At 68.9% G+C, this 20,571-nt stretch carries 19 protein-coding genes and 1 pseudogene; 10 read left to right on the plus strand and 10 right to left on the minus strand.

Features of this window, described 5'->3' with window-relative positions:
• Window positions 1-21: 21 nt before the first annotated feature.
• Window positions 22-2,316, plus strand: coding sequence for an ATP-binding protein (locus BZG35_RS12140; protein WP_253189160.1), 2,295 nt, complete (start codon window positions 22-24; stop codon window positions 2,314-2,316).
• A gap of 5 nt (window positions 2,317-2,321) precedes the next feature.
• Here BZG35_RS12140 and BZG35_RS12145 read toward each other — a convergent pair whose 3' ends face one another.
• Together BZG35_RS12145 and aceA are read right to left on the minus strand one after the other, a co-directional pair.
• The gene (locus BZG35_RS12145) at window positions 2,322-2,531 is read right to left on the minus strand and encodes a hypothetical protein (protein WP_077355888.1); all 210 of its coding nucleotides are present in this window, start codon (window positions 2,529-2,531) and stop codon (window positions 2,322-2,324) included.
• 11 nt (window positions 2,532-2,542) lie between these two features.
• Complete coding sequence (aceA, locus tag BZG35_RS12150) at window positions 2,543-3,823, minus strand: isocitrate lyase (protein ID WP_077355889.1); 1,281 nt, start codon at window positions 3,821-3,823, stop codon at window positions 2,543-2,545.
• 156 nt (window positions 3,824-3,979) lie between these two features.
• Here aceA and BZG35_RS12155 point away from each other — a divergent pair, with 156 nt between their 5' ends.
• The 3 genes and pseudogenes from BZG35_RS12155 to BZG35_RS18440 all read left to right on the plus strand — a co-directional run.
• Complete coding sequence (locus BZG35_RS12155; protein WP_077355890.1) at window positions 3,980-5,407, plus strand: short-chain fatty acyl-CoA regulator family protein; 1,428 nt, start codon at window positions 3,980-3,982, stop codon at window positions 5,405-5,407.
• Window positions 5,408-5,447: 40 nt separating this feature from the next.
• Window positions 5,448-5,792: a hypothetical protein gene (locus BZG35_RS17975; protein WP_077355891.1), complete on the plus strand. Its 345-nt coding sequence runs from the start codon at window positions 5,448-5,450 to the stop codon at window positions 5,790-5,792.
• Window positions 5,793-5,830: 38 nt separating this feature from the next.
• Window positions 5,831-6,064, plus strand: a pseudogene (locus tag BZG35_RS18440) (type II toxin-antitoxin system RelE/ParE family toxin); the annotation flags it as partial.
• A gap of 78 nt (window positions 6,065-6,142) precedes the next feature.
• On the opposite strand, the gene BZG35_RS12170 reads toward BZG35_RS18440, so the two are convergent.
• Together BZG35_RS12170 and BZG35_RS12175 are read right to left on the minus strand one after the other, a co-directional pair.
• Window positions 6,143-7,600: a hypothetical protein gene (locus BZG35_RS12170; protein WP_077355893.1), complete on the minus strand. Its 1,458-nt coding sequence runs from the start codon at window positions 7,598-7,600 to the stop codon at window positions 6,143-6,145.
• An 81-nt stretch (window positions 7,601-7,681) separates the two neighbouring features.
• Window positions 7,682-8,665 (minus strand): YafY family protein, encoded by a 984-nt coding sequence (locus tag BZG35_RS12175; RefSeq protein ID WP_077355894.1) that lies wholly within the window; start codon window positions 8,663-8,665, stop codon window positions 7,682-7,684.
• Window positions 8,666-8,755: 90 nt separating this feature from the next.
• On the opposite strand from BZG35_RS12175, the gene BZG35_RS12180 reads away from it, so the two are divergent.
• Entirely contained in the window at window positions 8,756-9,016 is a 261-nt protein-coding gene (locus BZG35_RS12180) for a hypothetical protein (protein WP_171981950.1), read from the plus strand.
• Here BZG35_RS12180 and BZG35_RS12185 read toward each other — a convergent pair whose 3' ends face one another.
• The 3 genes from BZG35_RS12185 to BZG35_RS12195 are packed head-to-tail and all read right to left on the minus strand — an operon-like array spanning window position 9,017 to window position 11,036.
• Entirely contained in the window at window positions 9,017-9,436 is a 420-nt protein-coding gene (locus BZG35_RS12185; protein WP_077355895.1) for a DUF1801 domain-containing protein, read from the minus strand.
• A 16-nt stretch (window positions 9,437-9,452) separates the two neighbouring features.
• Window positions 9,453-10,568, minus strand: coding sequence for an acyltransferase (locus BZG35_RS12190; protein WP_253189161.1), 1,116 nt, complete (start codon window positions 10,566-10,568; stop codon window positions 9,453-9,455).
• 45 nt (window positions 10,569-10,613) lie between these two features.
• Window positions 10,614-11,036 (minus strand): cupin domain-containing protein, encoded by a 423-nt coding sequence (locus BZG35_RS12195; RefSeq protein WP_171981951.1) that lies wholly within the window; start codon window positions 11,034-11,036, stop codon window positions 10,614-10,616.
• 174 nt (window positions 11,037-11,210) lie between these two features.
• On the opposite strand from BZG35_RS12195, the gene BZG35_RS12200 reads away from it, so the two are divergent.
• Complete coding sequence (locus BZG35_RS12200) at window positions 11,211-12,482, plus strand: lytic murein transglycosylase (protein WP_077355896.1); 1,272 nt, start codon at window positions 11,211-11,213, stop codon at window positions 12,480-12,482.
• A gap of 170 nt (window positions 12,483-12,652) precedes the next feature.
• Here the strand turns inward: BZG35_RS12200 and cysS are convergent, their stop codons facing one another.
• On the minus strand, window positions 12,653-14,062 hold the full coding sequence (gene cysS, locus BZG35_RS12205; RefSeq protein ID WP_077355897.1) for a cysteine--tRNA ligase: 1,410 nt from the start codon (window positions 14,060-14,062) through the stop codon (window positions 12,653-12,655).
• A 155-nt stretch (window positions 14,063-14,217) separates the two neighbouring features.
• On the opposite strand from cysS, the gene folE reads away from it, so the two are divergent.
• Window positions 14,218-14,832, plus strand: a complete 615-nt coding sequence (gene folE, locus BZG35_RS12210) for a GTP cyclohydrolase I FolE (RefSeq protein ID WP_077355898.1) — start codon at window positions 14,218-14,220, stop codon at window positions 14,830-14,832.
• 145 nt (window positions 14,833-14,977) lie between these two features.
• On the plus strand, window positions 14,978-15,412 hold the full coding sequence (locus BZG35_RS12215; RefSeq protein WP_077355899.1) for a biopolymer transporter ExbD: 435 nt from the start codon (window positions 14,978-14,980) through the stop codon (window positions 15,410-15,412).
• Between the two features lie 173 nt (window positions 15,413-15,585).
• Here BZG35_RS12215 and BZG35_RS12220 read toward each other — a convergent pair whose 3' ends face one another.
• Window positions 15,586-17,805 carry an AGE family epimerase/isomerase gene (locus BZG35_RS12220; protein WP_077355900.1) on the minus strand — a complete coding sequence of 740 codons (2,220 nt, stop codon included), beginning with the start codon at window positions 17,803-17,805 and terminating at the stop codon, window positions 15,586-15,588.
• Between the two features lie 29 nt (window positions 17,806-17,834).
• On the minus strand, window positions 17,835-18,827 hold the full coding sequence (galE, locus tag BZG35_RS12225) for a UDP-glucose 4-epimerase GalE (RefSeq protein ID WP_077355901.1): 993 nt from the start codon (window positions 18,825-18,827) through the stop codon (window positions 17,835-17,837).
• Between the two features lie 256 nt (window positions 18,828-19,083).
• Between galE and BZG35_RS12230 the strand changes: the two genes are divergently transcribed.
• Together BZG35_RS12230 and BZG35_RS12235 are read left to right on the plus strand one after the other, a co-directional pair.
• Window positions 19,084-20,022: a histone deacetylase gene (locus BZG35_RS12230; protein ID WP_150126141.1), complete on the plus strand. Its 939-nt coding sequence runs from the start codon at window positions 19,084-19,086 to the stop codon at window positions 20,020-20,022.
• Window positions 20,023-20,025: 3 nt separating this feature from the next.
• Window positions 20,026-20,541 (plus strand): 2'-5' RNA ligase family protein, encoded by a 516-nt coding sequence (locus BZG35_RS12235; protein WP_077355903.1) that lies wholly within the window; start codon window positions 20,026-20,028, stop codon window positions 20,539-20,541.
• The last annotated feature ends 30 nt before the right edge of the window (window positions 20,542-20,571 follow it).

The raw sequence follows: 20,571 nt of genomic DNA on the forward strand, positions 1-20,571 counted from the left end.
CTCCTCCATCGTTTCGGGGAAGTGGCCTTGCAGTGGATCGTGAACGGCCTGACGGGACTGCATGACGGGCGGCTGATGCTGCTGGCCCTGACCGTTTGCGTCACCGGTACGTCCACGACCTTCAACCTGGTCAGCATGGCCGATCGCTCGTCCGGACGGCGGCGCAGTGCCTTGGCCGCCCTGGCCGGCGTCGTCGCCGGGCTGTCCATCTGGGCCACGCACTTCCTGGCCATGCTGGGATACCGGTTTCCTCAGGCCGTCCACTATCAGGCCGGCGAGACCCTGGCGTCGCTCGCCCTCGTGATCGTCGCCATGACCCTGGGCGCGTGCGCGGTCCTGAAGGACAAGTCACGGGCGGCTCGCCTGCTGACCGCCGCCGTGACAGCCTTCAGCATGACGGCCATGCATTTCATCGGCATGGCGGCGGTGCGCATCGACGGTCATGTGCTGACCTGGGATCCGGTCGGCGTCGCGGCCGCGGTCTCGCTCAGCGTCGCCGCGGCGCTCTGCCCCGCCCTGTGGAGCCGGAAGCACCTGCGGCGTTGGCGCATCCTGGCGAATACGGCGTTCTCCACGCTGAGCGTCGTCATCCTGCATTTCGGGTCCATGGCGGCGCTGCGCGTCGTGGCGGACACCGGCGCGACGGCCCCCACGACCACGATCAGCGAGAGCGGACTGATGCTCTGGGTGGTCGGCGGCGTCACCCTGGTGGTGGGCGTCGCGGCCATCATCACGGGCATGGGCTTGTGGAGCCGCAGGACCTCGCTGTCGCAACTGCGCGAGGCCATAGACACCATGCCGGACGGGCTGGGCTTCTACGACGCCAATGACCGCCTGGTCATCTGGAATGCCCGGTATTCGGAAGTGAACGCAGAACTGGCCAGCGCGCTGAAGGTCGGGGTGCGGTTCCGCGAGATGCTGCAGATGGGCATCGACCAGGGCCTCTATCCCGAGGCCGTCGGGCGGGAACAGGCCTGGCTGGAAGAGCGGCTGGCCGCCCGCGGACGCCTCTCGAACACGTTGGAGCAGGAGATCGCCGGCCAGCGCTGGCTGCGCGTCCAGGACCGCCGTACGGCCCAGGGCGGGGTGGTGACGGTGGTCAACGACATTACCGACCTGAAGCACGACGCCCAGGCTCTGGCGGAAGCCCGCGACGCGGCCGAGGCGGCCAATCGCGCCAAGTCCGAGTTCCTGGCCAATATGAGCCATGAGATCCGCACGCCGCTGAACGGTGTCATCGGCCTGACCCAGGCCCTGGCGCGGACGGCGCTGGCCGACGATCAGCGCGAGATGCTGGATCTGATCCAGTCGTCGGGACACACACTGCAGACCCTGTTGAGCGACATTCTGGACCTGGCCCGGGTCGAGTCGGGCCGGCTCGAGATCGCCGATGAGCCCTTCAACCTGGCGCGCGCGGTGAACGACGCGGCCCACCTCTATGCCGCCCCGGCCGCGGACAAGGGCCTGCAGTTCTTCGTCGAGATCGAGCCTGCGGCCGCCGTCTGGGTCCGGGGGGACGTGGTGCGGCTGAAACAGGTGCTGACCAACCTGGTATCGAACGCGGTCAAGTTCACCAGCACGGGATTCGTCAGCCTGACTGCCGGCTTAGGTCACGACCGCACCGGGGCCGCCATCCTGCGCTTCACCGTCGAGGACACCGGGGTCGGCTTCGACTCCGAGGCCAAGGATCGGCTGTTCAACCGGTTCGAACAGGCCGACGGCACCATCACCCGCCGGTTCGGGGGCACCGGCCTGGGCCTGGCCATCTGTCGGCAGCTGGCCGGCATGATGGGGGGCGATCTCGACTGCGAAAGCGAGGCCGGGGGCGGATCGGCCTTCATCCTGACCCTGCCGATGGTCCCGGCCGACGCCCCTTCGGCGCCGAAGCCGTCGAGCGCCGAGGTGTCTGACACGATAGGGCCGAGGATCCGGGTGCTGCTGGCCGACGACCATCCGACCAACCGCAAGGTCGTGGAGCTGATCCTGGGGTCCGCGCCGGTCGACCTGGTCTCGGTCGCGGACGGTGCCGAAGCCCTGGCCATGGCCATGGCCCAGCCCTTCGACCTGATCCTGATGGACATGCAGATGCCGGTGATGGACGGCCTGACCGCCGTGCGCGAAATCCGGCGGCACGAGGTAGCGACGACGGCTTCACGCACACCGATCGTCATGCTGACCGCCAATGCCCTGCCCGAGCATATCGCGGCCGGCCAGGCGGCCGGAGCCGACCGGCATCTGTCCAAGCCCTTCGACGCAGCCGAACTGCTGAGCCTGGTCAGCGCGCTCGGCGGCGAGAGACGCGCCCTCGCCGCCTGAACCGCCTATTCGTAGCCGTGGGCCGCTTCGTTGATGACCTGCGACGGCATGCGCGAGAAGTCGACCGCGACGGGCGTGGCGGCCTTGGCCTGGAAGGTCTTGATGACGTGCTCCAGGCGGCGGCGCACCTCGCGTTCCGACTCCGAGCCGGGGTCCAGGTCGAGGGGGGCCAGGCAGAAGTCGATGATGGCCTGGGGACGGCTGATGGGGTCCATGGTGTCTCTCCTTATTCCGCCGCCACGAACTGGGCGGTTTCGGTGGATTCCTTCATGGCGGTCGTCGAGGACTGCCCGCTGGAAATGACGGTGGCGACCTGGTCGAAATAGCCGGTGCCGACCTCGCGCTGGTGGCGCGTGGCGGTGTAGCCGATGGCCTCGTTGGCGAACTCGCGCTGTTGCAGCTCGGAATAGGCCGCCATGCCGCGGTCGCGGTAGCCGTCGGCCAGCTCGAACATCGAGTTGTTCAGGGCGTGGAAGCCGGCCAGGGTCACGAACTGGAACTTGTAACCCATGGCCCCCAGCTCGCGCTGGAACTTGGCGATGGTGGCGTCGTCCAGCTTGGCCTTCCAGTTGAAGGAGGGCGAGCAGTTGTAGGCCATCAGCTTGCCGGGGTGCTGCTTCTGGACCGCTTCCGCGAACTTCTTGGCGTCGTCCAGGTCCGGGTGCGAGGTCTCCCACCACAGCAGGTCGGCGATGTTGGCGTAGGACAGGCCGCGCGCGATGCAGTGGTCGAGGCCCGTGCCTTCCTTCAGACGGAAGAAGCCCTCCTGGGTGCGGTTCTCGCGATCGATGAAGGGCTGGTCCCGCTCGTCGATATCGGACGTGATCAGCTGGGCCGACTCGGCGTCGGTGCGCGCCACCGTGATGGTCGGCGCGCCCATGACGTCGGCGGCCAGGCGGGCGGCGATCAGGTTGCGCTCATGCGCCTGAGTCGGGATCAGGACCTTGCCGCCCAGGTGGCCGCATTTCTTCTCGGACGCCAGCTGGTCCTCGAAATGGACGCCGGCGGCCCCGGCCTCGATGAAGGCCTTCATGATCTCGAAACTGTTCAGCGGACCGCCGAAGCCGGCCTCGGCGTCGGCGACGATCGGCACGAACCAGTCGCGCTTGGCCCCGCCCTCGGCATGCTCGATCTGGTCGGCGCGCTGCAGGGTGCGATTGATGCGGCGGCACAGTTCCGGCGCGGCGTTTGCCGGGTAAAGCGACTGGTCCGGATACATGGCGCCGGCGGTGTTGGCGTCGGCGGCGACCTGCCAGCCCGACAGATAGATGGCCTTCAGACCGGCGCGGACCATCTGCATGGCCTGGTTGCCGGTCACCGCGCCCAGGGCGTTGATATAGGGCTCGCTGTGCAGCAGCTCCCACAGGCGGTTGGCCCCGCGCTCGGCCAGGGTGTGGGTGATCGGCACCGAGCCGCGCAGCTTCAGCACATCCTCGGGCGTATAGGGGCGCTCGATGCCGTCGAAACGGCCGGCGGGCGAGGGGACGAGATCGGCGAAGGTGGTCATGGCGCGGGCTCCGGGTCGTGGTCGCGGCGAACGTCGCAGCGACCGGACCATCAAACACGGACCTGTCATTTTTGATACAGGTTCCAGCCCTCCTGCGATGTCATCATGTCACGATGTGACCTCGACTTCACGGTCACGCTGTGACAAGCTGTGCCGATGGACGTCACAGCCGATCGCAAACTGTTCCTGGGCGCGCGGGTCAAGCGGCTGCGGCGGGATCGCGGCCTGACCCAGACGGCCATGGCCGGCGACCTGGGGGTCTCGCCCAGCTATCTCAACCATATCGAGCGCAACCAGCGACCCGTCTCGGCCCAGCTGTTGCTGCGGCTGGCCGAGGCCTACGATGTCGATCTGAGGTCTTTGGGCCAAGCCAGCGCGGCGGGCGAGGCCGACCTGGCCGAGGTCCTGGCCGATCCCCTGTTCAAGGGGCTGGACGTGCCGCGTCACGAGCTGCTGCAACTGGTGGACGACGCCCCGGGGGCGGCGGAGGCGATTTTGAGGCTGTACCGTGCCTTCGCCACGCAAAGGGACAAATCCCGTGCCGCCCTGATCGACGGGGGGCAGGCGGCCGACGGCCCCTCCCCCGCCGACTGGGTGCGGGACCATGTGCAGGCCCGCTCCAACTATTTTCCCGAGCTGGACGGCCTGGGCGAGACCCTGCACGCGGCCCTTGATCCGACCATGACCGGCGAGGGATGCGAGGCCCTGGCCCGCCAGCGACTGGCCGCCCGGCACAATCTGGCGGTCAAGGTCATGCCGGCCGAGGTCATGGTGGAATGGACCCGCCGGTTCGATCCGCACCGCCGCCGCCTGCTGTTGTCGGAGACACTGGACCACTCGTCGCGCGCCTTTGCCATCGCCTATCAGCTGGCCTTGGCCGAGCACGACGGCGAGCTGAACGCCCTGACCGACGCCGCCCGGCCGCCGGATGTGACGACGCGGGCCCTGCTGAAGGTGTCGCTGACCAATACGCTCGCCGCCGCCATCCTGATGCCCTACGCCGCCTTCCAGCGGATGGCCGAGGCCACCGGCTATGACATCGCCCGACTGCAGACCCGGTTCGCGGTCTCGTTCGAGCAGGTGGCGCACCGGCTGACGACCCTGTCGCGACCGACGGCGCGGGGCGTGCCCTTCTTCCTGATACGGGTCGATCAGGCAGGCAATGTGTCGAAACGCTATGCCGCCGGAGCCTTTCCGTTCGCGCGCTTCGGCGGGGCCTGTCCGCGCTGGCGGCTGCATTCGGCGTTTCGCACGCCCGGGCGCCTGGTGACCCAGATCATCGAGACGCCGGACGGCCGGCGCTGGTTCACCCTGGCCCGGACGGTGGACCGTCAGGGCCACGACGGCCATGGCGAGCGCTATGACCTGGCCATCGGCCTGGGCTGCGAGCTAAAGGACGCGCACCGGCTGGTCCAGGCCCGGGGCCTCGACCTGACCGCCCCGGAGGTCACGCCGATCGGCCCCGCCTGCCGCCTGTGCCACCGCCACCCCTGCGCCGAGCGCGCCGCCCCGCCGGTGGACCGCGTTCTGGCCGTCGACGACTGGTCCAAGTCGGTCAGCCCCTATCCGTTCGGGGCGGGGTGAGGCGATTTCCGTCATCGATCGACTGTGGTAGGCTGACGCCATGACCAAGCCGCTGACCCTCACGCTTGATGACGCGCTTCTGACCCGCGTGGAGGCAGCCGCTGCGCTGGCCGGCCTTTCCGCGGAAGCCTGGGCGACGATGAGGGTTACGGACGCCCTCGTGGCTCATGGGATGCACGAGGATGCGGCCGTGTTCGACGCGGACGCCCGCGTCGATGGATGGGTAGACGACCGCACAGCCGAAGCCCGCGCCTTTCAGCACGCGGCGTCTCTCGCGGCCCTGGAAGAGTACGACCGGACCGGCATCTCTTTCCCGTTCGAAGAGTGGGCGACAGAGTTCCGCGCTGACGTTGAGGCACGTTTAGCTAAGAGATGGGTTTGCTGATCCTGACGTCGTTGGCAGCCTAGCGCGATCGCGTCAGGCTCGCTGCCTTCCTCGCCGCCGAGCACAGCCCGTCTGCCGCGATGCGAGCGGTGGATGCCATCGTCGCCGGCATATCCACCCTCGCCGACCACCCCCTCAGTGGTCATCTCTGCGCGGACGGCTTGCCGGAGCTTATGATCCCCTTCGGAAACAGCGGCTACGTCGTACGCTACCGGGTCGAGGCAGAGCATCTTGTCGTCGCTCGCGTCTTCCACATGCGTGAGCATCGCTAAGGGCTGCGTACCCGTCTTATGCCCCCGGTCCGCCGCTGATGCGCCTTGGGCGGCGCTATTCAGCGGCGATCAGCGCGCTCAGCCCCGCAGACCCGGCCGTTCCGGCTCCAGCACCACCCGGCCCTCGAACATGCGGAAGGCTACGCCGGTGCGGTCGAACAGCCGGGCGATCTCGCTGGCCGGGGCGTCCGACCCGACGTCGAGCATCCGCTCGATGCCGATGCGCAGCGACCGGTCGCGGGATTCGCGGGTCAAGGCCTCCAGCCATTCCTCGCGGGTCAGGACGCCGTCGTCGGCATTGCGACGCTGCAGATCGGCGATGACGTCGAAGATGTCGCCGCCCGAGCGCTCCCGCCGCGCCCCCTCCAGCGCCAGGGCCCAGACCGCCCCGCACGCATAGTAGGCGCGGTTGTCGCCCCGCTCGCCGGCGCTGGCGATCGGCTGGCCCGTCGCGAAGGACACGCAGTCGTCGACCTCGCGCTGCAACTCGCCCAGAGCGTCGTAGGACGGATCGATGGCCGATATGGCGCGCACCGCCATCAGGTCGGCCCCGCCCTCGGTGATCCAGGCGTCGCGGGCGTACTGGTATTTCAGCCCGCTGGAGCCGAGCCAGAAATGGGCGCTCTCGTGACCGATGAACCAGCGCGCCCGGGCCAGGGCGGCGGGTTCGGGATTGAGCACCCCCTCGCCCTCGAAATTCATCGAGATCAGGCCCGGCAGGACGCTGCCGCCCATGCTAGACAGGCTTTCGGTCGGGCCGGTCCAGCTGACCATCAGGGTCGGCTTCGGCCCCGCCTGGGGTCCGAGACGCGACGCGTAGAAGTCCATCACCAGGGGCGTGAATCCACCCAGCTGGTCGCCGAGCCACGTCGGCAGGCCGGGGTCGATGACGGTGGTGACCCCCTGCCCTTCGCGCGTGCGGGCGTCGCCGAACAGGACATAGGTGTCGGCGTCGAGGGCCGTGACCTCGGCCAGCCGCTCGCCCTTGAACAGGACCGGGCCGGCACGGTCGCGCCAGGTCACCTCGGCCGGGCCGCCCGGCAGGTCGATCCCGTTGAGGTCCAGCGGCAGGGCCCGGACCTGGTCCACCGACGCCAGAGGCGAGACGTCGAACTGCCCGGAGTAAAGCGCCACCGCCCCGTCGGAGAAGATCAGGGCCGGGTCGTAGTCGGCCTCGAGATCCCCCGCGCTGGGCCTCAGGCGGACGCGCACCTCGCGGGGAACTGGACCGCCGTCGACGGTGCGAAGGACATCGTACCGGCCCTGCCGGTCCAGGATCACGCCGGGGGTCTCGACCGTCCAGGTCGCGGGTCGCCAGGGCGTGCGGCCGACCCGCAGCAGGGCCGAGCGCTGGAAGAACCAGACGGGGGCGTCGCGGTTCAGGACGAAATCAGCGGTCCAGCGGTCGCCGTCCCGCTCGACGGTCACGGCGACCGGGGCGTCGACCGACACGGCCTGAACGGCAGGCGTCGCGGCAGCCAGGGCGCAGCCGCCCGTCGTGGTCGCCACGGCCAGGGCCATCATCAAGGTGCGCATCGGTGTCTCCGGTCTGTCCGCGGCCCGATAGCAATCCGGAGGCGGCCCATCATCTTAAGGATCGCTCATGAACGGGGACCATCACCCTGGTTTCAAAGCCCGTTGCGCCGCCGCAAGCTCGCCGGCCATCACCGCCTTCAGGCGCGGCGGGCCCAGGATGGTGACCTGTTCGCCCCAGGTGAACAGGTGCCAGGCCAGCTCGCGCATGCCCGAGGCGCGGAAGCGGACGAGGACGCCGCCGTCGGCCTGGTCCTCCAGCGTCTGGGTCGGGTGCCAGCGCCAGCCCTTGGCCTCGGCCGCGCCCTGGGACGAGACGCGCAGGGTCACGTCCTCGATCTCGTCCTGATAGATGCCGAACGACTGGCTGGCGAAGACCGACAGGTCGAAGTCGGCGGGGGGCGGGGCGGAGCCGTCCTGGGCCTCCACCGCGCTCATCCGGTCCAGCCGGAAGGTCTGGATCCGGCCGCTGTCCCGATCGGCGGCGACCAGATAGTTGGCGCGGCCGAACATCACGCCGCAAGGGGCCACCGAGCGCCGGCGCGCCTCGGCCCCCGGTCGGGAATAGGTGAAGCCCAGCGGCGACTGCGCCAGGACCGCGTTGCGGATGGTGGCCAGGACGCCTTCGTCCGCCCCCGGTCGGGGCCCGGCCTGGATGGCGATGGTCTCGGCCCGGACCAGGGCCTCCAGATCCGGGGCCAGACGGTTCAGGGTCGTCGAACGCATCGCCGACTTCAGCTTGCGCTCCAGCTCCTCCAGCGCCGCCGCCCGTCCCGCTTCGCCCGCCGCCCGCAGACCCTGGGCCGCGCGGGTCAGCTCGATCAGCTCGACGGTGGTCGGGGCCTGTTCGAAGGCGGACAGGCCGCCCCGAATGCGCCAGCGCTTGTGCGGATAGTCGGAGACCTCCTCCGTGGCGGGGAACAGGGCGATGACCGCGTCACGGATGCGTTCGGCCGTGCGCCGGCCGACGTCCAGGTCACGCACCATCTCGTCCAGGGTCAGACCCTCGGCCGAGGCCGCCATGCGACGGGCCAGTTCAATGACGGTGGCCGCCTTGTCGTGCCGCATACGCGCCCCGAGATCTGATACGTCCGATAATGACGCATCAGTGCCTTATCACAGGCTCAACGGCAACCGCCGAGACATCGGAGACTGACCATGGCCCGCGCTTTCGCTTCCTCGCCTTCCGCCCTCGCCGCCTCGACCCCGACCGCCCGGATCAATGCCAGCCGCTATCTGATCGTGCCCTGCGAGGCCGAGGGGTGTGTTGACCTGGCGGTGATCTGGGACCGGCTCGAGGAGCAGGTGGTAGACGTCATCGATGCCGGCGCCTCCGCCCGCTATTCGGACGAGGACGCCCTGTGGGACGAGGCGCGGCCCTCGTTCGCGGCCGAGGTCGACTACCGCATGGCGGCCTGATCAGGCGGGATAGCGAGCCTGCAGCGTCTCGACGCTGGTGCGGGCCATCTCGGCCAGCACGTCGAGGTCGATATCGGACAGTCGGTTCACATAGACGCAGGCCTGACCGCTTTTGTGCTTGCCCAGCCGGCTGAGGAGGTCGGCCCGGGCCTGATCATCGGCCGCAAGGTAGAGGACCAGATTGGCCTTGCGTGGCGAGAAGCCCACCAGGGGCGCATCCCCCTCATGGCCGCTGGCGTAGCGGTAGTGATAGGTGCCGAAGCCGATGATGGACGGGCCCCACATCTTCGGGGGATGGCCGGTCGTCTCGGTCAGCAGAGCCAGCAGCGCCCTGGCGTCCTCGCGCCGTCCGGGTTGCTCCACCGCCGTGATGAAATCCTCGACCGACCCGGCGGTCGGCTTGGTCTTCGTTTCCACCATGGCTCAACCTCTCCGTTCAGCTTCCGACGCGCGGCCGGGCCGTCCAGTGGTCGATCACGCGCTGGGCCGGGGTCTCGACCAGACGGTGGGCGGCCACGGCCAGGACCAGGATAAGGCCGAACAGGCCGAGGGCGAAGAGGTCGTTGATCCAGACCGAGCCGAAGTCGATGCGACGACCGCCGGGCACCCATCCGACCTTGTGGGCCGCGATCATCAGCACGGTCAGGACGAACATGTGGACCATGTAGATGGCGAAGGACCAGCGGCCGAGCGTGACCAGGGCCGGATGGTCGAGCCACCGGGACAGGGCGCCGTCCTCGCCGGCGAAGACCCAGACGACGCCGAGGAAGAGAAGCGACACCAGAACAGTCACCGGCCCGGTGACCCAGCCGATGAAGCCGCAGATCGCCAGGACGGCGGCGACTTCCAGCGCCGTGGCGGCGTGGCCCTTCAGTCTGGGGATCCGGGTCCAGACGCCCTGGAGCAGACAGCCGAGGAAAAAACCATAAACGGCGCGGGGCACGGCGAGGTCGTAGGTCGTGTTCATCCAGCGCCGGGCATAGGCGAGCACCAGGATCGCGCCGATCACCGCCAGCACGGCCCCGATCCCGCGAAACCGCCGGGGCGCGACCAAAACCAGGCCGGCGAAGACGGCATAGCAGGCGACCTCGGCGCTGAGCGTCCAGGCGGGCCCGTTCCAGGTCAGGTAGGGGTGCACGTGCCAGGCCTGGACCAGCAGCAGATTGGTGACGATGGCCTCGACCGAGCGATCGCGCGTGAACGGCGGCGCGGAGTCGACATTGAACCACAGCCGGGCCAGCTCCAGCCCGACGAAGAGCGCGAGCATCAGAGCATGCAGGGGCCAGACCCGGCCCAGACGACGCACCATGAACCGGCCGCCGTCGCGCGGGGTCGCCAGTCGCCCGGCATAGGCATGGGCGATGACGAAACCCGACAGGACGAAGAAATAGTCGACGAACAGATAGCCGTGCTGGACCAGGCCCCAGTCGCGCCAGTGGCTGGCGATCGGCATATGGAACATCACCACCAGCACGGCGCAGAGGCCACGCAGGGAGTCCAGGGCCTCGAAACGGCGCGGCGAGAACGGGGGTGCGGGCAGAGGCGGGATCACGCGCCGCCTGTTAGCGCCGTCTGAAGCGTTGCGATACAGCCGACGTCAAGCTGGCGGGGGCGACCAGCCGTCCGGGGCGATGTTGAAGAAGGCGAAGTCGAAGCCCGGGGCGACCGTGCAGCCGACCAGACTCCAGTCGCCCAGACTGCGCGCCATCTGCCAGGCCCCGGCCGGGACCACGGCCTGGGGCCTCTGCCCCGCCTGCAGGTCGTCGCCCAGGGTCAGCCGCCGCTCGGTGGTGTCGGCGATCCGCAACTCCATCGGCGCGCCGTCGTAGAAATGCCAGAGCTCGGCGGAGTCGACGTGATGCCAGCGCGAGGCCTCGTCCCGGGTCAGAAGGAAATAGATCGCCGTGCCGACCGAACGCCCATCGACCTCGCGCGGGTCGCGGAAGGTCTCACGGTAATAGCCGCCCTCGGGATGGGGCTGAAGGTTCAACAGGGCGATGGCTTCGGCGGCGGTCAGCATGCCGTCAGCCTACTCTGACTCGTCCCGGCGTGAAGGGTGGCGGGCCGTGGAAAGTGTCCCGACGGACACGGTTGACGGGTCCTTCCTTCAGACGGCTCGACGGTTCGCCTTACTGGTGCGCTATTTGTCGGGATCATGGTTGGGCCCCACAGGCTGCGGAGACGTTACAGAGCCATGCGCCTAGACTATCGCCTCGTCCTGATCGCCTGCGTCTCGGCCTGCGCGCCGATGCTTCCGGCCGCCCCACCGGTGACCCCTGTGGCACCCGCCAGACCGCAGCCCCTGCCCTCCGCCGCCCCGACCGCCAGCCCGACACCTTCGCCGGCCGAAAGCTACGCCAGCGTGGCGAGCTGGAAGGACGGCTTTCTGACCCGGCACGGCGGCGGCCGACGCGCCCAGTATGCGCAGCAGCTGGAGGGATTCACGCCCGATCCGGACGTCGTCCGCCTGGACCGCAACCAGCCCGAGTTCAGCCGCCCGGCGGGGGCCTATATCGCCAACGCCGCCTCCGCCGCCCGAATCGCTGAGGCCCGCCGCCGGATCGACGCCGTGCCCTGGGCCGTGACCCAGCGATTCGGCGTGCCGGCCGAGATCCTGGTCTCGATCTGGGGCAATGAATCCAGCTTCGGCCAGGTCCAGGGCGACAACGACGTGATTCGCTCGCTGGCGACCCTGGCCTATGACGGCCGCCGCCGCGACTGGGCCGAGGACCAGCTGAAACACGCGCTGGACATCGTCATCGACGGCCGACGCGACCGGTCCGGGCTCAAGGGGAGCTGGGCCGGAGCCATGGGCCAAACCCAGTTCATGCCCGACAACTATCTGCGCCTCGGCATCGACCAGAACGAGGACGGAAAGGTCGACATCTGGGGCTCGGACGCCGACGCCCTGGCCTCGGCCGCCAACCTGCTGGCCCAGGCCGGATGGAAGCGGGGTCAGGGCTGGGGCTATGAGATCGTGCTGCCGGCCGGCTTCGACTATGCCCTGGCCGAGGCCGAAGGCCGGCCCTGGAGCGAGTGGGCGCGGCAAGGCGTGACCCTGGCCCAGGGCGGGGCCCCGAACGCGGCCGAGGCGGCCGAGGCGGGCATCGTCCTGCTGCCTCAGGGCGCGCGGGGCCCGGCCTTCCTGGCCCTGCCCAACCACTATGTGATCCGCCGCTACAACAACTCGGTCAGCTATGCCCTGGCGATCGGGCTGACCGCCGACGGTATCGCCGGCAAGCCGGGGGTGGTCGCCACCTGGCCCGACGACGGCCCGATCTCGCGCGCGCAGCGGCTGGGGGCCCAGACGGCCCTCGCGCGGATGGGATTCGACCCCGGCACGATCGACGGCGTGGTCGGCTCGGGCACCCGCCGGGCCTTGAAGCAGTGGCAGGTCGCCAACGGACGCGTGGCGGACGGCTATCTGACGGCGGCCCTGGCCGACGAGCTGATGCGGGGGATGTAGGGCCGCGCGAGACCTCTCCCTCCCCCTCGGGGGAGGGTCGTCGCGAAGCGACGGGGTGGGAACGGCCGGCGACGTGGCGACGAACTGAAGGACCTTGCCTGGCCGCCCCCACCCGGTCTCCGCTACGCTCCGACCCCCCTCCCCCGCGGGGGGAGGGAAAAGACCGAGCCCTACTCCTTCAGCCGCCAGGTCGCGCCCGTCGGGCCATCCATCACGACCACGTTCAGCGCCGTCAGCCGGTCGCGGATGCGGTCCGCCTCGGGCCAGTTCTTCTCCGCGCGGGCGGTGACGCGTTCGGCCAGCAGGGTCTCGACCTCGGCCTTAAGCGCGTCGTCGGCTCCGCCCTCGAACCACTGATCGGGGCTGGACAGCAGCACGCCCAGGATCTGGCCCGAGGCCAGCAGCTCGGCCTTGGCGATGCCGACGGCGTGGTGGTCGCCGGCAGTCATGGCGCGCTCGATCTCGCTGGAGAGGGCGAACAGGGTGGCCATGGCCCCCGGGGTGTTCAGGTCGTCGGAGATGGCCGTCAGGAACTCCGGCGAGGGCATGTCGCCGAGCGCCGCGACGGTCTCGGCCCGGCGCAGGGCCCCGTACAGACGATCCAGATTCTTGCGCGACTGGTCCAGCAGGCTCTGGTTCCAGTCCAGCGGCTGGCGGTAGTGGGCGCTGAGCAGGGCCCAGCGGACGACCTCGCCCGGCATGGTCTGCACCAGGTCGTGCAGCAGCAGGACGTTTCCGACCGACTTGGACATCTTCTCGGCGTCCACCGTCAGGAAGCCATTGTGCATCCAGTAGCGACTGTAGGCGTCGTGCGCGGCGTCGTCATGGGCATGGCCGTGGGCGCAGACCCCTTGGGCGATCTCATTCTCGTGGTGCGGAAACACCAGGTCGATCCCGCCGCCGTGAATGTCGATCGGCAGTCCCAGGGTCTGTTCGATCATGGCCGAGCATTCGATATGCCAGCCGGGCCGCCCCTGCCCCCACGGCGACGGCCAGGAGGGTTCGTCGGGCTTGGAGGGCTTCCACAGGACGAAATCGTGCGGGTTCTTCTTGTAGGGCGCGACCTCGACCCGAGCCCCGGCAATCATGTCGTCCAGGTTGCGGCCGGACAGCGCCCCGTAGGCCGGATAGCTTGAGACGTCGAACAGCACATGGCCCTCGGCGGCATAGGCGCAACCCTGGTCCAGGATTTGGCCGATCTGTTCGACGATGGCGGCCATGTGGTCGGTGACGTGAGGGGCGAGGTCGGGGGCGGTGACGTTCAGCGCCGTCATGTCGGCCAGATAGGCGGCTTCGTAGCGCTCCGTGACTTGGCCGATCGGCACGCCTTCCCGATGCGCCTTCGCATTGATCTTGTCGTCCACGTCGGTGACGTTGCGGGCATAGACGACGCTGTCGGCCCCGTATTCGCGGCGCAGCAGCCGGACCAGCACGTCGAACACGACCGGCGGCCGGGCATTGCCGATGTGGGCATAGTCATAGACCGTCGGGCCGCAGACATAGAGGGTCACCCGCTCCGGGTCGCGCGGCACGAAGGCCCGCTTCTGGCGCTGCAGGGTGTCGTGAAGGAAAAGCGTCATTTTGAAGCGTAGCAGTTCGTTTTCTTGCGGGACGGTGCGCGCGTCCCATATAGCCGAGTTGACGCCGCGAACAGCCGTGGCATCGAACAGGGAGAGCGACGCGCGTCAATCCGGGGCCCCCGTCCCGGCGCTACTGGTCGCTAAGAAAACACCTCATGGACGCCAACGCCTCCAGGCCGACGCTCGTCGGCAACGATCATCTGTCCCGCCCGACCCGCGAGGAGGCCCTGGCCGCCGTCCGCACCCTGATCGCCTGGTCCGGCGACAATCCCGATCGCGAGGGCCTGCTGGACACGCCCAAGCGCGTCGTCGACGCCTATGGCGAGTGGTTCGAGGGCTATACCGCCGATCCGGCCAAGGAGCTGAGCCGCACGTTCGAGGACGTGCAGGGCTATGACGACATGGTGCTGCTGCGCGACATCGAGGTCGAGAGCCATTGCGAGCACCACATGGCCCCGTTCCTGGGCAAGGCCTATGTTGCCTACATCCCGACCGAGAAGGTCGTCGGCATCTCCAAGATCGCGCGCGTGGTGGAGATCTTCTCCAAACGCCTGCAGACCCAGGAGACCCTGACCCAGGAGATCGCCGGGTCGCTGGAGGACCACCTGTCGCCGGCCGGGGTCGCCGTCCTGATCGACGCCGAGCACCAGTGCATGACGACGCGCGGCGTTCACCACCGCCACGTCTCGACCATCACCACCCGCTTCACCGGGGCGTTCAAGACCGATCCGGCCCTGATCGAGCGGTTTTTGAAGCTGGCCAAAGGCTGATCTTCCCCTCGGGCGCGAAAACCGGAGCCCTGGAACCGGATCGCGCCCGAGACCGCTTTACAAGCCGGGCGCCAGCCGCCAGAAACCGTTCGAACATTCGCGATGCTCGCGCCCCGCCGCCGAGCCTGCATGGAGAAGACATCACATGGGTGCCAAGCTCGGAGGATCGCAGGGTGGCAAGACCATCCAGCAGAACGCGGACATCAACGTCACGCCGTTCGTCGACATCATGCTGGTGCTGCTGATCATCTTCATGGTGGCCGCGCCGCTGGCCACCGTCTCCATCAAGCTTGACCTGCCCCCGGCGACCCCGCCCACCGGTGCCGAGCCCAAGGAGCCGGTCTACATCACCATCCAGGAATCCGGCTCGATCTTCATCGCCTCGCAGCAGACGACGATTGAGACCCTGATTCCAGACGTCTGCTCCGCCCTCGGCGGCGGCAACCCCGGCTGCAAGCAGGAGCGCGTGTTCGTCCGCGCCGACGCCGAGGTCAGCTACAACCAGTTCATGGAAGTGATGAACGAGCTTCAGGACAACGGCTTCTACAAGGTCGGCCTGCTGAACGAAGACATCACCTAAAAGCTTCGCGCCCACGCACCTGTCAGGGCCGCGTCTCGCAAGGGACGCGGCCCTTTCCATATGGCGTCGGGGTTTAGGATCGCGAAGGTCGCGAGGCCACTCACCTGTCCGGTCAGGTCATACGCAGAGCGTTGGACCCGGCGACGGCCCGCACGCCTTCGCCGCGATCAAGCCTAGTCCAGACCCAGGCGGCCTGCGCCACCGGCGAGCTCCCAGCTGGACACCAGCTGACCGAAGGCCGCCATGATATGGTAGAAGGACGTGGCGGGTGCGGGTTCGTCCATGAAGCTGCGATCCGGCAGGCTCTTGTCATGCCATAGCCCGGCCGGGGTGAGGTACAGCCACAGAGCGCGCTGCGCGGCGGCAGCCTGCCTGAGATATTGCGCCCGTTCGACGTCCTCCGACAGTTCCGCGAGGATCAGGGAGGCCTTCAGCCATTCCGTCTGTGGCCACAGACGTGCGCGACGGCTGCGGATGGAGCCGTCGTCATTCAGAGCGTCCAGGGCCACGCCGCGGCGCTCGTCGAGCCCTCCAAGGCCGAACGCGAACAGGCTCTTGGCGGCGGCGACCGCCGCGCTGGAGCCCCGGGCGCGGCCGTGCCGCGCCAGCAACCAGGCCCATTCGAACTGGTGACCGGGCTCGACCAGCCGTCCGGCCTCGCCCTCGGCCGGGGCCCAGTCGGCGTCGAAGAACTCACGCAGGAAGCCACCCGCCGGATCGATGAAGCGGGAGAACGCCAGTGCGACCAGGCGATCCGCCATCTGGGCCCACTCCGGATCGCCGGTGAGGGCCTCCCAGGCCATGCTGGCCTCGAGCAGGTGCATGTGACAGTTCGATTGATACGGATCGGTCCCGCTCTCGACCAGCGCCCCATTGGGAAGCGCCTGAGCCAGCAGCACGTCCCTGAGACGCGCGGCGGCCTGGTCCAGGTCACCCCAGGCCCCCCCCGGCACGCCGGCCTGCCGGGCGGCGGCCAGGGCGAACAAGACGAAGGCCTGATCATAGACCATGGCCGTCTCGTCCAGCGGTTCGCCGTCCGCTGACAACAGGGTGCGGCACAGTCCATCGCTTCGCAGATAGTCGACGTGCAGCCGCTCCAGCCCGGTCGACACGGCCCGCCTCCAGGGGCCGGCCCAACCGAGCCGTCCCGCTTCGGAGAAGACATAGATCTGGCGCGCCTGCACGCGGGCCCGCCTGGAACTCGGCGCACTGCGGCCGTCGAGGCTGAGGCTTTCCTGGAACACCCCGGCTTCCGATTGTCCGAGCGTGGACCAGGTGGGCAGGGCGCGCGTGCGAAGCCAGTCAGCGAACCGCGCCGCTCCGGCGGCCAGGGCTTCGACTTCGGCGGCCGCGAAGTCCAGATGGCGCGGCGACGTCAGCTTGAGCCGCTCGACCACCTTCTTCACATCCTGGGCGCGGCTCAGATCGCAGACCAGAACGGCGTCCTGCTCGGCGATGATGGCGAGGTTCCGGACGCCGATGGCGGCGATGATGACGCCGTCGGGTGCACGGGTCAGACAGCCTTCCGAGTCCTCGAACAGCTGGAGACCCGAGTTCCCCTCGCCGCTTTCGGCGATCGCGTCCCAGGCGCCGAGATCCGACCAGGCGAAATCGACCGCCAGAACCGAAGCCGCGTGGGTCTTTTCCATCACGGCATAGTCGATCGAGACCTTTGGCGATCGGTTGAAGGCCGCGCCGAGCACATGGACGCCGGCCAGTCCGCCGGCCGTGACGGCCGCCCGGGCCGCGTCTTCCACGGCCGGCGCATGGGATTTGAGCTCGTCCAGAAGGACCCTGGCCGATACGACGAAATTGCCGCTGTTCCAGAGATAGCCCGAAGCGATGTAGTGGGCGGCCAGCGCGGCGTCCGGCTTTTCCACGAAGGCTTCGACGTCGGACAGGCCGTGGCCCGCGGCCTTGATGTAGCCATAGGCCGCCGACGGCGCCGTCGGTCGAACGCCGAGCGTCACGATGCGGCCGTCCGAAGCCGCGCTGGCCGCCGCCTCGCGCGCGGCCTCGCGAAAAGCTTCCGCGTCCGGGATACTATGGTCCGAGGCGACGAAGACATTCACCCCATGACGGTCGGCCGCCTGCGTCCAGATCGCCGCCGCCGCCATGGCAGCGGCGGAGTCCCGCGCTTCCGGCTCGAGCAGGACGACGGCCTGGACATCGACTTCGTCGAGCTGTTCCAGCACCCATTGCCGGTGGGCGACGCCCGCGACGACGATCAGCGCACCGCCGTCGCCGGCGAGGGGGGCGACCCGCGAGATCGTGTCCTGGAACAGGGAGCGGTTGCCCAGCATCGGCATGAACTGCTTGGGCCGGGACGGGCGCGACGCCGGCCACAGGCGCGTTCCACCCCCGCCGCACATGATCACAGGGTAAAGCGCCATAGTCCCTCCAGATCCGGCGTCGTGAACGGCTAGGCCGTGGCCTGGGCCCGTTCCAGTTCGCTGGCATGCCAGCGCCACGCGGTGTTCACGATATCGGTCAGGTTTCGGCGCGGCGTCCAGCCCAGGACCTCGCGGGCCCGGCTGTTGTTCGCCACCAGAAGCGGCGCGTCGCCCTCGCGTCGCCCGACGACCTCCACCGGGAAGGGGTAGTTGGTCACGCGTCGAATGGTGTCGATCAGCTCGTTCACGGTCGTGCCGGTCCCGGTCCCCAGATTGAACACGGCGGTCTCGCCGCCATCCAGCAGATATTTCAGGGCGCGCACATGGGCATCGGCGAGGTCGAGCACGTGGATGTAGTCGCGGACCGCCGTCCCATCCCGCGTGTCGTAGTCGTTGCCGAAAAGCTTGAAGCCCTGGCGCTGTCCCAGGGCCGTCTGGACCGCCAGCGGAATGGCGTGGGTCTCCGGGTGATGGCGCTCGCCGATCCGGCCTTGTTCGTCCGCGCCCGCGGCGTTGAAATAGCGCAGGCTGACGGAACGGAAGTCGGCGTATTTGGAATAGTCCGCCAGGGCCTGTTCGATCATCAGCTTGGATCGGCCATAGGGGTTCAGCGGGGCCTGGGGATGGGTCTCATCCATCGGCATGACGACGGGGTCACCATAGGTCGCGCAGGTCGACGAGAACACCATGGCCTCGATCCCGCCGCGGCGCGCGGCCTCGATCAGGGAAATCGCGCCGCCGACGTTGTTGTCGTAGAAGCGCCCCGGCTCCTTCACGGACTCGCCGACCTCGATCAGTGCGGCGAAGTGGAGGACGGCCACGGGCGCGTATTTCGCAATGACCTCGTCCAGCCGGGCCCCGTCGCGGATGTCGCCCTGCTCGAGCGGGCCCCACTGGACGAACGCCGCGTGCCCGTTGGTGAGATTGTCATACACGACGGGTTCGAACCCCGCCTCGGACAGCGCAAGGCAGGCGTGAGACCCCACGTAGCCGGCTCCGCCGGTTACCAGTACCTTTTGCAACCGCTCACCCCCATTTTCCGTGCATTTGCCCCTTTAGCGGGCGTATGGGCGCGGGTCACCTGCTGGGTTGCACCATCAGCGAAATATTGAGACCGACGTTACCCATTGGGCGCATGCCCGCCGGTGAACGGCGCCTCAAAAACTGCCGCCTCCGGCGCGGTCCATGCGACATCGGGGCAAGGCCGGAAAACAGACGCTTCGCGTTAGCACTGCGGCGTCTATCGCCTCGCAGCCGTCCGTGTATTCCCTCATGCAGATGCCCACGCGCCCTCTTCCCCCGGTCGTCTACCACCCGGCCTACAGCGCCTCGCTTCCGCCGGGTCATCGCTTTCCCATGCTGAAGTATGCGCGACTGGCCCAGGTGCTCGAGGACGAAGGCCTGATCGGGCCGGAGGGGCTGTACACGCCCGACCCCGCCCCCTTCGCGATGCTCGCCGCCGTGCATGACCCCGACTATGTGCAACAGGTGCTGGACGCCTCCGTTCCGCCGGGCGTCGAGCGGGTCATCGGCATGGCGGTGACCCGCGACGTCTCGGATCGCGTGCAGGTGGCCGTCGGCGGCACCCTGATGGCCGCGCGCCTGGCGCTCCGCCATGGCTTGGCCTGCAACACGGCCGGCGGCAGCCATCATGCGGGACCAGGGGGCGGCGCGGGCTTCTGCGTCTTCAACGACATCGGCGTGGTCGCCCGCGCGATGATCGACGCAGGCGAGATCCAGCAGGCGCTCGTGGTCGATCTGGACGTCCACCAGGGCGACGGCACGGCCTTCATCTTCGAGCATGAGCCGCGCGTCTTCACCTTCTCGATGCACGGCGAGAAGAACTTTCCCGTGCGACGCGGACCGAGCGATCTGGACATCGATCTGCCGGACGGGACCGGCGACGAAGCCTATCTGGCACAACTGCGAGCGACGCTTCCGGCCCTGCTCGATCGCGTCCGGCCGGACCTGATCTTCTACATCGCGGGCGTCGATCCGCATGCGAGCGACCGTCTCGGCCGGCTGGCCCTGAGCGACGACGGCCTGGCGGCGCGCGACGCCTATGTGCTGAAGACCTGCCTGCCCGTGGCCCCCGTCGTCGGCGTGATCGGCGGCGGCTATGACAGCGACATCGACCGCCTGGCGCGCCGCCACGCCACCCTGCACCGCGCGGCGGCTGAGGCCTGGCGCCACGGCCTGGCCCGGCCGGGATCCTGAGCGATGACCGTCCCCCCGCCCCTGATCGTCACGGCCGCCCTGGATGACGGGGCCTTCGCCTGGTTCGAGGACCTGCGCCAGTCGCACTTTCCGCGCCACCGCAACAAGGTCCCCGCCCATGTGACGCTGTTCCACGCGCTTCCGGGCGAGCATGAGGACGCCGTGGCGCAGACGCTGAGGACGGCGTGTAGACGGCACCGACCCCTCCGTCTGGACGTGCGGGGACCCTGGTCCCTCGGGCGCGGCGTCGCCTATCGGCTCGCCTCGCCCGAGCTGGATCACCTGCGCCAGGAGTTGGCGGACGCCTTCTCGCCCTGGCTGACGCGACAGGACCAGGCCCCCTATCGACCCCACATCACCGTCCAGAACAAGGCCGAGCCGGAGGAGGCCCGCGAACTGCTCGAGCAGCTGCAGATGGCGTTCGAGCCCTTCCCCATCTTCGCCGAAGGCCTGCTGCTGTGGCGCTATCTCGGCGGGCCCTGGGCCCTCGTCGAACGGTTCGCCTTCGACGCGCCATGAGCGTGGGGCGGCTGGGCGCCGCCAGGCGAT

This window comes from Brevundimonas sp. LM2 (genome assembly GCF_002002865.1).
In the GTDB taxonomy this organism is placed as follows: domain Bacteria; phylum Pseudomonadota; class Alphaproteobacteria; order Caulobacterales; family Caulobacteraceae; genus Brevundimonas.

What these genes read in the sequence shown, in the direction of transcription:
- BZG35_RS12145 (WP_077355888.1), bottom strand. Translation starts at nt 2,531, where the DNA reads ATGGACCCCATCAGCCGTCCCCAGGCCATCATCGACTTCTGCCTGGCC.
- aceA (WP_077355889.1), bottom strand. Translation starts at nt 3,823, where the DNA reads ATGACCACCTTCGCCGATCTCGTCCCCTCGCCCGCCGGCCGTTTCGAC.
- BZG35_RS12155 (WP_077355890.1), top strand. Translation starts at nt 3,980, where the DNA reads ATGGACGTCACAGCCGATCGCAAACTGTTCCTGGGCGCGCGGGTCAAG.
- BZG35_RS17975 (WP_077355891.1), top strand. Translation starts at nt 5,448, where the DNA reads ATGACCAAGCCGCTGACCCTCACGCTTGATGACGCGCTTCTGACCCGC.
- BZG35_RS12170 (WP_077355893.1), bottom strand. Translation starts at nt 7,600, where the DNA reads ATGCGCACCTTGATGATGGCCCTGGCCGTGGCGACCACGACGGGCGGC.
- BZG35_RS12175 (WP_077355894.1), bottom strand. Translation starts at nt 8,665, where the DNA reads ATGCGGCACGACAAGGCGGCCACCGTCATTGAACTGGCCCGTCGCATG.
- BZG35_RS12180 (WP_171981950.1), top strand. Translation starts at nt 8,756, where the DNA reads ATGGCCCGCGCTTTCGCTTCCTCGCCTTCCGCCCTCGCCGCCTCGACC.
- BZG35_RS12185 (WP_077355895.1), bottom strand. Translation starts at nt 9,436, where the DNA reads ATGGTGGAAACGAAGACCAAGCCGACCGCCGGGTCGGTCGAGGATTTC.
- BZG35_RS12195 (WP_171981951.1), bottom strand. Translation starts at nt 11,036, where the DNA reads ATGCTGACCGCCGCCGAAGCCATCGCCCTGTTGAACCTTCAGCCCCAT.
- BZG35_RS12200 (WP_077355896.1), top strand. Translation starts at nt 11,211, where the DNA reads ATGCGCCTAGACTATCGCCTCGTCCTGATCGCCTGCGTCTCGGCCTGC.
- cysS (WP_077355897.1), bottom strand. Translation starts at nt 14,062, where the DNA reads ATGACGCTTTTCCTTCACGACACCCTGCAGCGCCAGAAGCGGGCCTTC.
- folE (WP_077355898.1), top strand. Translation starts at nt 14,218, where the DNA reads ATGGACGCCAACGCCTCCAGGCCGACGCTCGTCGGCAACGATCATCTG.
- BZG35_RS12215 (WP_077355899.1), top strand. Translation starts at nt 14,978, where the DNA reads ATGGGTGCCAAGCTCGGAGGATCGCAGGGTGGCAAGACCATCCAGCAG.
- BZG35_RS12220 (WP_077355900.1), bottom strand. Translation starts at nt 17,805, where the DNA reads ATGGCGCTTTACCCTGTGATCATGTGCGGCGGGGGTGGAACGCGCCTG.
- BZG35_RS12230 (WP_150126141.1), top strand. Translation starts at nt 19,084, where the DNA reads ATGCCCACGCGCCCTCTTCCCCCGGTCGTCTACCACCCGGCCTACAGC.
- BZG35_RS12235 (WP_077355903.1), top strand. Translation starts at nt 20,026, where the DNA reads ATGACCGTCCCCCCGCCCCTGATCGTCACGGCCGCCCTGGATGACGGG.